Below are 12,310 nucleotides of genomic sequence, written 5' to 3' on the forward strand. Positions count from 1 at the left end.
GCCACCGGCCGGCCGCCCCTGTCTGCCCCGGACCCTCCGTCTCCCCAAGGACTCCGCATGACCCAGCTGCCCGCACGCGTCCTGTTCGGCGCCGCCTACTACCACGAGTACCAGCCGTACGAGCGGCTCAGGACCGACCTCGATCTGATGGCGCAGGCGAAGTTCACCGTCATCCGGGTGGGCGAGTCGGTGTGGTCCACCTGGGAGCCTGAGAACGGCCGCTTCGCACTCGACTGGCTGCAGCCCGTCCTCGACGGCGCCCACGAGCGCGGCATCTCGGTCGTGCTCGGCACTCCCACCTACGCGGTGCCGCCGTGGCTCGCCCGGCAGTACCCGGAGATCGCCGCCGAGGACGCCGCGGGGCGCCGCGCCGCGTGGGGCGCCCGGCAGGAGGTCGACATCACGCACCCGGCCTTCCGCTTCCACGCGGAGCGGGTGGTCCGGGCGGTCGTGGCCCGCTACGCCGCCCATCCCGCGGTGATCGGCTTCCAGGTCGACAACGAGCCGGGCCCGCGACTGCCGCACAACCACGGTGTCTTCCAGCGGTTCGTCGACGACCTGCGGCAGCGGTACGGCGACGTCGAGACGCTCAACCGCGAGTGGGGGCTGGTGTACTGGTCGCACCGGCTGTCCACCTGGGCCGACCTGTGGAGGCCGGAGGGCAACGCGCAGCCGCAGTACGACCTGGCCTGGCAGGCGTTCCAGGCACGGCGGACGACCGAGTTCATCGCCTGGCAGGCCGGCATCGTGCGCGAGTACGCGAGGCCCGGCCAGTTCGTCACCACCTGCCTCGCCTACGGCTCTCCCGGGCTGGAGGACGACGAACTCACCGACAGCCTGGACGTCACCGCGGGCAACCCCTACTACGACATGCAGGACAGTCTCACGATGCCCGAGCCGCCGCGCGAGAAGCTGCCGGGGCAGTGGATGGCGTACGGGGCGTGGGCGCTGCACCAGAGCGCGGACCGGATCTACTCCTCCCGCCAGGAGCCGTTCCTGATCACCGAGACCAACGCCCAGGCCATCGGCGGCACGTCGGACAACCGGCCCGCTTTCGACGGGCAGTGGCGGCAGGCCGCGTGGGCGCTGGTCGCGCGCGGCGCCCGCATGATCGAGTACTGGCACTGGCACACGCTGCACTTCGGCGCCGAGACGTACTGGGGCGGAATCCTCCCGCACAGCGGACGCCCGGGGCGCGTCTACGGCGAACTCTCCCGGCTGGGAGCCGAGTTCGAACGGGCCGGAGACCTGGTCGCCGGGATCACACCGGACGCCGACATCGCGATGGTGTACTCGGCGCCCAGCAAGTGGCTGATGCGCAAGCACCCGCCGCTCGCCGGTCCCGACGGCGGTCCGGACGCGGGTGCGTACGAGGGTGTCTTCGACCCCTTCTACCGGGGCGCGTTCGAGGCGGGGCGCCAGGTACGGATCCTGCACGCCCGCCAGTTGCACGATCCGCGCGGCGAACGCCCGGGACCGGCACCGGAGTCGGCGGCCGAGCGGCACCCCGTGCTCATCGCCCCCGCGCTGTACGTGGCGGACGACGGGATGCTCGACTGGCTCGGCGCCTACGCTCAGGCGGGCGGGCACCTCGTCCTCGGCCCCCGCACCGGTTGCGGCGACCACGAGGCGCGGGCGCGCCACGAGGTGGCACCGGCGCGGCTGGTGCGGGCCGCGGGCGTCCGGTACGACGAGTTCAGCAACCTGCACGCCGACCTGCCGCTGCGCGCCGCGCCCAACAGCCCGCTCCAGCTGCCGGGCGGTGCGGTGGCCACCCGCTGGGTGGAGGGCCTGGCCGTCGAGGACGCCGACGTCCTGGCCGAGTACGACCACCCGCACTTCGGACGCTGGCCCGCCGTCACCACCCGCCGCCACGGCGCGGGCCGAGTCACCTGCGTGGGCACCGTGCCCGGCCGTGACCTCGCCCGCGCGCTCGCCGTCTGGCTGGCGCCCTCCCCGCGCAGCGGCTGGCAGGGCCTGCCGGACTCGGTGACCGTCGCCACCGGCACCGCCCCCGACGGCCGGCGGGTCCACGTCGTCCACAACTGGAGCCGGCAACCGGCCACCGCCCAGGCCCCGGTGGACCTGACCGACGCCCTGGACGGCGGCGTGGTCCCGGCCGGGACACCCGTGCCGCTCGGCGCCTGGGACGTCCGCGTCCTCGCCGCCGCACCGGCGCCTCCCGCGCAGGACGGGTGACACCGGGCGGCGGCCCGCCCCGTGCGCGTGGCCGACGCTCGGCGCCCCGGCCCCGCGTCGCGGGCGATGCGGAGGTGTGGTCGGGCAGCAACGGTTCCGACGACGTGCTGGCACCTCGCCTCACCCTGCCCTCCGCCCCGCCGATGGAGCCCCGGGACCAGCCGGTGGACACGGTTTCCGTCGTATCAGGAGGGCGCCGCGGACTGCCCATCCGCGGCGCCCGCGAACGGCTCGGCGCATGAAGCGGTCGTCAGCCTGCCGCGACAGACAGCGGATGGCCGACGCGGAGGGCTGACCCACGGCGTGCATAAGACGCTCACCGGCGGTGCGCTATTTCGGCTGACTTTCGGATCGCGATTGCCCACGGATGCTTGAGATTCCTGGTCCTGCCCACACTGATGGCCAGTCAACTTCCCTTCAGCGCAGTCGTCGATCGCTACCCGACGCACCGTCAGACACGCACTTCGACAGCCCGCGGGCTGTCCCAGTCATCGAAATATTTCGGTAAAGACGACGAACCCTGCGAGAGGCATTGACGGGATGTACCAGCCCTCTATCATCCTGGATGCTCAGCAACTCAGTCAGCGTTCACCATCTCGAACGAGCGTGGGCGACGCCCCCCTTGCAGCTCTCTCCCTCACAGAGGAAGACACCTGAATCTGTCATGCTCTCGACAACCCGCAGATCGCCGCCGCCGGGCATCGGTGCCCGTCCTCGTCCTCGGCGCCGAGTACCACCTGAACGGTTTGCGTGGCTGTACCGAACCCATCGAGGCGTCGTCGCCGGCCCACCGTCCGAGCCGCAGGGCGTCCTACCGGCTCGGCCGGATCGACTTCGGCCGCTTCCGCCACGCCATCCGGTCGAGCGTACGGCGCAACCCCCCACCCGTCCCGTACGAGGAGAACCATGAAGTCGCTGAAACGGCTCGGCCGTCGCCGAGCCTCGGTGTTGTCGCTGCTGGCGGTGACCGCACTGGTGGCCCCCGTCTTCGCGACCGCCGCGACCGCCGCGCCCGACGCCGTCCGCGCCTCGACCCTGGGCGCCCAGGCGGCCCAGTCCGGACGGTACTTCGGGACCGCCGTGGCCGCCGGAAGGCTCGGCGACGGCACGTACACCAGGATTCTGGACCGGGAGTTCAACTCGGTCACTCCCGAGAACGAGATGAAGTGGGACGCGACCGAGCCGTCCCGCGGCTCGTTCAACTTCGGCCCCGCCGACCAGATCGCGAACCGCGCGCAGGCCCGCGGTCAGCGCCTGCGCGGCCACACCCTGGTCTGGCACTCCCAACTGCCCGGCTGGGTCAGCGCCATCAGGGACGCGAACAGCCTGCGCGGCGTGATGAACAACCACATCACCACCGTGATGAACCGCTACAAGGGCCGGATCCACTCCTGGGACGTGGTCAACGAGGCCTTCGCCGACGGCCCCGGCGGCCAGCTCCGCAGCTCGGTCTTCCGGGACGTGCTGGGCAACGGCTTCATCGAGCAGGCCTTCCGCACCGCGCGCTCCGCGGACCCGGCGGCCAAGCTCTGCTACAACGACTACAACATCGAGAACTGGAGCGACGCCAAGACCCAGGGCGTCTACCGGCTGGTCCGCGACTTCAAGGCGCGCGGCGTGCCCATCGACTGCGTGGGCCTCCAGGCGCACTTCGGCACCGGCGGCCCGCCCGCCAGTTTCCAGACCACGCTGTCGAACTTCGCAGCCCTCGGCGTGGACGTCCAGATCACCGAACTGGACATCGCGCAGGCGTCGCCGACCGCGTACGCGAACACGGTCAGGGCCTGCATGAACGTCGCCCGCTGCACCGGCATCACGGTCTGGGGCATCCGCGACAGCGACTCCTGGCGGGCCACGGAGGACCCGCTGCTGTTCGACCGAAGCGGCAGCAAGAAGCCCGCGTACAACGCGGCACTGACGACGCTGGGCGGCACGCCCGCCGCCGCGCGCAGCGCTCCCCACGCCGCCGCTCTGCCCGGGGCATGAACCCCGACGCGGGTCGTGACCACGACCTCCTCCCGTCGCGGCTGGGCCTCCTGATCCGGACCCGCTCGACGCGCTGACCGACCGTGCCGTGAGGACACTTCCCATGGGAGCGCTCCCCCGGCACACTCGACCCGCTGCCCGACCGTACCGTGGGGACACTTCCCATGGGAGCGCTCCCCCGGTCCTCACCGCCCACCTTCGGACGCAACCCTGCCGGAAAGCCGAGGTACCCGTCATGCGCCGCAGACTCCTCTCCCTGGTGGCAGCACTGTGCTCGCTGCCACTGGCACTCGCCGCCGCCCCACCAGCCCACGCGGCCGACCCGACGACCATGACCAACGGGTTCTACGTGGACCCCGACTCCAGCGCGAAGCGGTGGGTCGCCGCCAACCCAGGTGACGGCCGGGCATCCGCGATCAACGCCTCCATCGCCAACACACCGACGGCCCGCTGGTTCGGCTCCTGGAGCGGCACCATCGGCACCGCCACCGGCGCGTACGTGGGCGCCGCGGACGCCCGGGACAAGTTGCCCATCCTGGTCGCCTACAACATCTACAACCGCGACTACTGCGGGGGGCACTCCGCGGGCGGAGCCTCCTCGCCGGCCGCCTACGCGAACTGGATCGCCCAGTTCGCGGGCGGGATCGCAGGCCGCCCGGCCGTCGTCGTCCTCGAACCCGACTCCCTCGGGGACTACGGCTGCATGACCCAGGCGCAGATCGACGAGCGCGAGAGCATGCTGACCGGAGCGCTCGCGGAGTTCAACCGTCAGGCTCCCAACACCTGGGTCTACCTGGACGCCGGCAACCCGGCCTGGGCGAGCGCGGCGACCATGGCCCGGCGCCTTCACGAAGCGGGCCTGCGGCAGGCCCACGGCTTCTCGCTCAACATCTCCAACTACCTGACCACGGCCGAGAACACCGCGTACGGCAACGCCGTCAACAGGGAACTCGGTGTCCGGTACGGCTACACCAAGCCGTTCGTCGTGGACACCAGCCGCAACGGCAACGGATCCAACGGCCAGTGGTGCAACCCTTCGGGCCGCCGTATCGGCACCCCCTCCCAACTGGGCGGAGGCGCCGAGATGCTCTTGTGGATCAAGGTCCCGGGCGAGTCCGACGGCAACTGCGGGGTGGGAGCCGGCTCCTCGGCCGGACAGTTCCTCCCGGAGGTCGCCTACAAGATGATCTACGGCTACTGATCCGGGGCCGAGGTCGACCGCGCCTGAGACGGACGCGGACGGCCTCGGCCCTGATGCCGTATCAGCCTCCCTCGATCGTCAGGTCGCACCGCGTGCGCAGGCCGGTGAGTCGGCCCGCCGGGAGAGCGGGCGGCAACGCGGGCAGGAGGGCCGGCCGGTGCGGGCGACCGTCGCGGCATCGGGATCTCCGGCAGTGAGTGAGCGACGACCGTGCCGGTCCGGCACCGTCACTGCGTGGCGTCGTCCCGATCGACGAGCTTCTCGAAGAAGAACTCGTGTTTCAGGAAGGACACGTCGTACTCGTGCCCCGGGTACGGGGGGATCAACTGAGCCGCCTGGATCAGGCGCCAGCCGTCGCACAGGGCTGCCACGCCCGTCTCGTAGGGAGGCTCGTCGCTGTCGCCCGTGGTGGGGGACGTGCGACCGGTGCCGTCATAGAGCGACCAGCCGATGACCGGGGAGTCCAGGGCCGACGTCGCCAGGTACAGCACCAGCACCTGCTGGCGGACCGTGGAGGCGGTCGACGCCGGGGCGGGGGTGGTCGTGGTCACGCGGAGACCTCCTGCGGTCGGTTGGAGACGCGGGTGACCCAGTGGTCGAGGTCGAAGCCCTCGTCGCCGGTCAGTTCCCGCCACAGCAGGACGCGGTTGTAGAGCTCCAGGCGGCCGGTCGCGTGCTCGTACCAGGGGAAACCGGTGTTCAACTCCTGCGCCACACGCGGGTCCGACAGGTCGGAGGTGTCCCACAGCAGCCGCTGCCGTACCTTCGGGTTGAAGCGGATCTTGAACATGTAGCGGCGGACACCGCTGTCGTTGCGTCGGCCACCGTGCCACAGGCCGTGGTGCAGAAACACCACGGTACCCGCAGGGCAGACCAGTCGGCTCTGGCCGCGCAGGTTCTGGTACCGGCCGGTGTCGCTCTCGTTCGTCCGCCGCAGATGGCTGCCGGGCACACTGAGAGTTCCGCCCATCTCCAGCGTGACCTCCTGCGGGTAGTACATGAGCTGCACGTCGAACGCGTCGGTCCGTACGTCGATGATCGCGTCCCCGTGCAGTGGCTGTGCCGCTCCCTCGTACGGCTCCCGGACGTGCACGGCGTGGTGGTCGATGTGCGGATCGGGTCCGACGAGACTGCGCAACGCCCCCGCGACCTGCGGGAGTTCGACGAGGCGCCGTGTGAGGGATCCCTCGGGATACGCCTTGGGGACCGGCGTGCCGTACGGCACCGGCGGGATGCCGGCCCGGAACACCTCCATGGCCTCGGCGTTCATCTCCGCGGGCACCACGGCGTCCATGCGCAGCGAGCCATGGGCGACGAAGTGCGCCATCTGCACCGAGCTGAGCAGGTGCTCTCCGGTTGTCGTCATGTCCACCACGGTAGGGAGCGCACCGTGTCGGGCGCGTGGCCCCGGCTCACCCACTACTGGTAGTTTTTCACCATGCTTGAGGTAGCGGTATGCCTGGACGAACCGCCCGTCGTGGCCGACGTCGGCGTCGGCATCCACGGGCCGGCCGGGCACACCGACGTCTTCCGCCTGCCCGACCTGTGGCAGCTCCACCTGTACCGGTACGAGGCCGACCTCACCGTCGGCGGCACTCCCCACACCGTCCGCCCGGGTCGGATCAGCCTCGTTCCGCCCGCCACGACCGTCCGGTACCGCTACCAAGGCCGCTCCGAGCACCTGTACGCCCACCTGCGCCTGCCCGTCGGCGGCGAACTCCGCTCCGTGCCCGTCATGCAGGACGCGGGCCCGGAACTGCCCGCACTGTCCGCCCTGATGCTCCAGGCCGTCGCCGCCTGGCCGAGCACTCCGGTGCGAGCGGCGGCCGAGGTCTGGGCCGTCCTGTGGCGAGTCGCCCAGCTCACCCCGCCCGCCCCGCAGGACCCCCGGGACAGTCCGCATCCGGCCGTCACCGCCGCGATCTGCCATATCGAGTCCCGCCTGGCCGACCCGCTGGCCGTCCCCGACGTGGCCCGCGCCGCCGGGGTCTCCCACAACCACCTCACCCGACTGTTCCGCGCCGCCACCGGCGACACGGTCGTCGCCTACATCCGGCAGCGCCGCCTGGAACGCGCGCGCCACCTGCTGCGCGAGTCCACCCTGTCCATCCCCGCGATCGCCGCCACGGTCGGCATTCCCGACCTGCAGGCATTCAACAAGGCCTGCCGCCGGGAACTCGGAGCCTCGCCCCGGGCCGTGCGCGGCGCGCAGCGATGAAGGCATCGAGGGAGGTGCGGCCGGCCTGGACACCGGGCGGCCTTGCCGTCCGTCCGGCGGGCGGTCCAGGAACACCTCGTCCCGACCGGCAGCGAATTCGATCGAGTGACCTGTTCACCAGACTCAGTCGCATAGGATGCAGTCATGGCTCATGTATCCGCGGCAGAGCGCCGCCCGCAACTGATCAAGGCGGCCATCGACCTGATGAGCAGGGAAGGCGTCGCCGCCGGCAGCACCCGCGCCATCGCCGCCGAGCTGGGTGTGGCACAGGCGACCGTGCACTACACGTTCGGCACCAAGGAAGACCTCTACCGAGCCGTCATGGAGCAGGTCACCCGAGGGCTGGTCGCCCAGGTGGAGCAGGCCGCTCCCACGGACGCGAGCTTCGAGGAAACCGTCGGCACGCTCTCCGAAGCGCTCTGGCGCACGGTGCTCGATCAGCCCGAGGCGCATCAGCTGCTGACCGAGCTCAGCATGTTCGCCCTGCGCACGCCTCCCCTGAAGGAAGCGCTGCACAGCCACCACAGCGAGGTCCTGGCGGTGACGACGAAGCTGATCGGCGAGGCCGCCGAACGCACCGGCCACGAGCTGGCCCAGCCCGCCGGGACGATCGCGAGGTTCTTCCTCGCGGGCTTCGAGGGGCTGACGATGCAGCACCTCGCACTGCCGGACGAGGAGGCCGAAAGGGCATGCCTGCGGGCCTTGGTCTCGGCCGTCCTCGCCATGGCCTGAGGCGGCCCCGCCAAGGCGCAGAGGGCGCGCGGGCCGGCGGCCCCGCGCGATCCCGAGGGCGGACACGACGGCGGGCGTGACGGCACCCGCGCCGGCCGGAGGCCGGGGGAGCGCCCGCCCGTCACTCTCGCACCGCGGTCCCGAAGGGCAGGGGTTCGCCGGAGCGCAGATGCTCCCTCAACCACTGCTCGGTGTTGTTCACGTGCAGCAGCGCGGCGGCCTGACTGAGGACGGCGTCACGGGTGGACAGCGCGTCGAAGATCGCCTCGTGCTCGGCGAGGGTCCGGCCCGCTGCCTTGTCGTCGACCAGACCGCGCCAGATGCGGGCGCGCAGTGTGCGGCCGGAGATGCCTTCCAGGAGGGTGAGGAGGGTCTCGTTGCCCGTGGCCGAGACGACGGCGCGATGAAAGGCGGCGTCGTGGGCGTTGAGCTGTTCCACGTCGTCGCGGGCCGCACGCATGGCGTCCAGGTGGCGCTTCACGTCGGCCAGTTGTGCGTCGGAGATCCGGGTGGCGGCAAGGGCCGTGGCCATCGGTTCGAGAAGCCGCCGCACCTCCATGAGATCCCGTAGGGCGACCGAGTCGATCTGCAGCAGTTCCACCGCACCGCCGACCCCCGCCAGGAGCAGGCTCGGCTGGAGGCTGGTGACATACGTGCCGTCGCCCCGCCGGACCTCCAGGACACGCGCCACGGACAGCGCCTTGACCGCTTCACGGGCCAGGTTGCGGGAGAGTCCCAGCTGAGCGGCCAGGTCCGGCTCCGGCGGGAGCTTGGAGCCCGGCGGCAGGGCACCGGTCCGGATCAGCTCACGGATCTGCTCGATGGCCTTGTCCGTCAGAGACAACGCGGCCTCCTCCCTGGGCCGTGCTCCGCGGGCACGTCCGAGCTGATCAGCCGATGAGTGCGCAGGTCGCCCCGGAAACCGTCGAGGACGCGCTGCCCATGGAGTTCCACGTTTCGTACGACCTGTTCCGGAGTCCGCATGCCGAGCGTGACGATGATGATACTGGGATGCGTGTGAGCTCGTCGGGCGCGATCTCCGGCGCTGTGGTCTCGTGGGGTGGAGTGCTGGGGCAGGCGCACGGGCGGGCCGTGCGGACCCTGGTCGATCGCGCGCCTCGCCGGTCGTCCGCCCTCACCGGTCGCCTGCGGCCCGCCGCACAACATTGACCGGATGTCTTCAAGGGCACCTTCGGGGTGACGTGTCCACGTCTTTGGACGACCTCCCGAGAAGGCCGAGTTCACACATCGCCCACACGTCGGCGAGGGCCTCCGCGCCGGGCACCCGCCCCCGCACGCGGCGGCCGGGACCGCGCGATCAGGGGCTTGCAGTGACGCGAACCAGCCATGAAGCACCTCAAGACATGCCATGTCCAGGCAGTCGCGTTCCTTGCCAGCAACACACAAACCGGGCTATTCGCCCATCCACGCAATCGCTTTCATCCCTGCACGCCGGTTGACATCCCTGGGCGTGGTGATCGACCTTCATGCGTGACCCTGCCTTCCCCTGTCCTCGTCCGCATCAGGGATGTGCCCATGTCTCGCTCGATCAACAGGCGCCGTTTCCTGGCCTCCGCAACGTGCGTGGCCGCGGCGGCCGTTGCCGCAGAGGCGCTCAGTGGCGGCACCGCGCAGGCGGCGCCCAGCACGTACACGCCCGACTGGAACTCGGTCGACCAGCACCCGCCGGCCCCGGAGTGGTTCCAGGACGCGAAGTTCGGCATCTACTTCCACTGGGGCGCGTTCAGCGTCCCCGCCTACGACAACGAGTGGTACCCGCGGAGCATGTACCAGGCGGGCAGCAACGCCAACCGGCACCACATCGCCACCTACGGCCAGCCCTCGGCATGGCCGTACCACAACTTCATCGACGGGGCGCGGGACTCGGCGGGCAACACCGTGAAGTTCGCACCGAAGCTGAAGTCGGCCGGCGGGAAGTTCGACCCGGACGAGTGGGTGCAGCTGTTCGTCGACGCCGGCGCCCGGTTCGCCGGCCCGGTCGCCGAGCACCATGACGGCTTCTCCATGTGGGACAGCCAGGTCAACGAGTGGAACTCGGTGAAGAAGGGCCCAGGCCTCGACCTGCTGAAGCTCTTCTCCACGGCCGTCCGAGCCAAGGGCCTCAAGCTGCTGGTGGCCATGCACCACGCGTACAACTTCACCGGCTTCTACGAACACGCCCCCGCCCGGACGGACCCCAGCCTCAAGAAGCTCTACGGGCAGCTGGACCCGACCGCGGCGAACCAACTCTGGTTCGACAAGCTCAAGGAGGTCGTCGACCGCGCCCGCCCCGACATCCTGTGGCAGGACTTCAACCTGGACGCCGTGGACGAGCAGCAGCGCCTCAACTTCCTTGCGTACTACTACAACCAGGCGGGCAGTTGGGGCCGTGAGGTCGTCACCACGTACAAGGACGGCATGCACGGCAAGGGCGAGGTCTTCGACTACGAGCGCGGCGGCCCGGCCGACCTCGCCTCCCCGTACTGGCTGACGGACGACAGCATCTCCAGCAGCAGCTGGTGCTACACCCAGGGCATCGGCTACTACAGCGTCCAGCAGATGCTGCACTCGTTCATCGACCGGGTGAGCAAGAACGGGAACATGCTGCTGAACATCGCGCCGATGGCCGACGGCACCATCCCCCAGGCGCAGAGGGACATCCTCCTCGGCATCGGAGACCACCTGAAGCGCTTCGGCGAGTCGGTGTACGCGACCCGCGCCTGGACCGCGTACGGCGAGGGCCCGACGAAGATGGGCGGCGGCTCGTTCACCACCCCGCACGCCGGCACGCCCCAGGACATCCGCTTCACCCGCAACAAGGCCGGCACCGTCCTGTACGCCACCGTCCTGGGCTGGCCGGGCAGCTCTCTGACGATCAAGACCCTTGGCTCGGACCGGATCAACCTCTCGTCGCTCACCTCTGTGAAGCTCCTCGGCACCACCGCGGGCACCTACATCGACCTGCCCAAGCCGACCCAGAACTCCTCCGGCCTCTCCATCGCCCTGCCGTCGTCGGCGCCGTACAGTGCGGGCGCCTACGTCCTCAAGCTCGCGTTCTCCGGCACGATCCCGGGCCTGCGGCCGCTCGCCGGCGCCGTCGCCTTCGCGGACGTCGACTACACCGGCGCCGCCGCCGTGTTCACCGTCGGCGACTACACCGCGGCCGACCTGACCGCGGCCGGACTGGGCACGCGTACCCTCTCCTCCCTGCGGCCGGCCCCCGGTTACCAGGTGATCGGTTACTCCGGCGACGACTTCACCGGCACCTCCTGGACCTTCGACGCCGACAACCCCGACCTCAGGAACACCGGCAACAACGACCAGATCACCTCGCTGAGGGTCCGGTTCGATCCGGCGAGATACTTCCGGATCACCAACGCCACCAACGGACTCGCCCTGGACAGCGGCGGCGACGTGGCCTCCGGGTCCCCCCTCAAGCAGTGGACCTGGGACGGCAGTCCCCACCTGCAGTGGCGGGCGGAGGCGGTCGCGGGCGGCTACTACCGGCTGGTCAACCGCACGAACGGCATGGTCGCCGACGGCTGGGGCGCCACCGACGACGGCTCTCCGGCCCGCCAGGCCCCCTGGAACGGCGGCACGAACCAGCAGTGGACCATCACCCACCGGGGCGGTGACCGCTATTCCCTCGCCAACCGCACCACCGGCCTGGTCCTCGACGGCGGCGGCAACGTCGGCTCGGGATCCGTCACCAAGCAGTGGACCTACGGCTCCAGCACCAACCTGCTGTGGACCTTCACCGCGCAGTGACCGGCGGATCCCTCCGCCGTCGACGTGGGCGACGGGATCCGGGGCGCCCTTGGCACACAAGTACACCTCGCGCCGCTGACCTGGGGTCCTTTCTCCCCTCACCCACTCGGCAGCGCTCCGCACGGCCCCGGACTCCGCGTCCGGGGCCGTTCGCGTGCACGACGTGGACGAGGAGCCGCCCGACCGCCGGCCCCGATGCCCCCGGG

Annotated in this window: 8 protein-coding genes and 1 pseudogene; 6 read left to right on the forward strand and 3 right to left on the reverse strand. The window is 70.7% G+C overall.

Features of this window, described 5'->3' with window-relative positions; translation table 11 throughout:
• Positions 1-57: 57 nt before the first annotated feature.
• From ACWCPI_RS17085 to ACWCPI_RS17095, 3 genes and pseudogenes are all read left to right on the forward strand, one after another.
• Positions 58-2,199, forward strand: coding sequence for a beta-galactosidase (locus ACWCPI_RS17085; protein ID WP_451038869.1), 2,142 nt, complete (start codon positions 58-60; stop codon positions 2,197-2,199).
• Positions 2,200-3,105: 906 nt separating this feature from the next.
• Positions 3,106-4,176 (forward strand): annotated as a pseudogene (locus ACWCPI_RS17090) (endo-1,4-beta-xylanase); the annotation flags it as partial.
• Positions 4,177-4,420: 244 nt separating this feature from the next.
• Positions 4,421-5,386, forward strand: coding sequence for a glycoside hydrolase family 6 protein (locus tag ACWCPI_RS17095; RefSeq protein ID WP_451038870.1), 966 nt, complete (start codon positions 4,421-4,423; stop codon positions 5,384-5,386).
• A gap of 227 nt (positions 5,387-5,613) precedes the next feature.
• On the opposite strand, the gene ACWCPI_RS17100 is transcribed toward ACWCPI_RS17095, so the two are convergent.
• Positions 5,614-5,937: a hypothetical protein gene (locus tag ACWCPI_RS17100; RefSeq protein ID WP_451038871.1), complete on the reverse strand. Its 324-nt coding sequence runs from the start codon at positions 5,935-5,937 to the stop codon at positions 5,614-5,616.
• On the reverse strand, positions 5,934-6,752 hold the full coding sequence (locus ACWCPI_RS17105; RefSeq protein ID WP_451038872.1) for a phytanoyl-CoA dioxygenase family protein: 819 nt from the start codon (positions 6,750-6,752) through the stop codon (positions 5,934-5,936). Before ACWCPI_RS17105 ends, ACWCPI_RS17100 begins: the two co-directional genes overlap by 4 nt.
• 72 nt (positions 6,753-6,824) lie before the next feature.
• Here ACWCPI_RS17105 and ACWCPI_RS17110 point away from each other — a divergent pair, with 72 nt between their 5' ends.
• Both ACWCPI_RS17110 and ACWCPI_RS17115 read left to right on the forward strand, forming a co-directional pair.
• Positions 6,825-7,604, forward strand: a complete 780-nt coding sequence (locus ACWCPI_RS17110; protein ID WP_451038873.1) for a helix-turn-helix domain-containing protein — start codon at positions 6,825-6,827, stop codon at positions 7,602-7,604.
• A 144-nt stretch (positions 7,605-7,748) separates the two neighbouring features.
• Positions 7,749-8,336, forward strand: coding sequence for a TetR/AcrR family transcriptional regulator (locus ACWCPI_RS17115; RefSeq protein WP_451038874.1), 588 nt, complete (start codon positions 7,749-7,751; stop codon positions 8,334-8,336).
• Between the two features lie 121 nt (positions 8,337-8,457).
• Here ACWCPI_RS17115 and ACWCPI_RS17120 read toward each other — a convergent pair whose 3' ends face one another.
• Complete coding sequence (locus tag ACWCPI_RS17120) at positions 8,458-9,180, reverse strand: FadR/GntR family transcriptional regulator (RefSeq protein WP_451038875.1); 723 nt, start codon at positions 9,178-9,180, stop codon at positions 8,458-8,460.
• A gap of 692 nt (positions 9,181-9,872) precedes the next feature.
• On the opposite strand from ACWCPI_RS17120, the gene ACWCPI_RS17125 reads away from it, so the two are divergent.
• Entirely contained in the window at positions 9,873-12,104 is a 2,232-nt protein-coding gene (locus ACWCPI_RS17125; protein ID WP_451038876.1) for an alpha-L-fucosidase, read from the forward strand.
• The last annotated feature ends 206 nt before the right edge of the window (positions 12,105-12,310 follow it).

The organism is Streptomyces sp. NPDC001920, from assembly GCF_053594495.1.

Excerpts from the sequence above, each read along its gene's own strand:
- ACWCPI_RS17125 (WP_451038876.1), top strand. The coding sequence starts at position 9,873 with ATGTCTCGCTCGATCAACAGGCGCCGTTTCCTGGCCTCCGCAACGTGC.
- ACWCPI_RS17085 (WP_451038869.1), top strand. The coding sequence starts at position 58 with ATGACCCAGCTGCCCGCACGCGTCCTGTTCGGCGCCGCCTACTACCAC.
- ACWCPI_RS17105 (WP_451038872.1), bottom strand. The coding sequence starts at position 6,752 with ATGACGACAACCGGAGAGCACCTGCTCAGCTCGGTGCAGATGGCGCAC.
- ACWCPI_RS17115 (WP_451038874.1), top strand. The coding sequence starts at position 7,749 with ATGGCTCATGTATCCGCGGCAGAGCGCCGCCCGCAACTGATCAAGGCG.
- ACWCPI_RS17095 (WP_451038870.1), top strand. The coding sequence starts at position 4,421 with ATGCGCCGCAGACTCCTCTCCCTGGTGGCAGCACTGTGCTCGCTGCCA.
- ACWCPI_RS17110 (WP_451038873.1), top strand. The coding sequence starts at position 6,825 with ATGCTTGAGGTAGCGGTATGCCTGGACGAACCGCCCGTCGTGGCCGAC.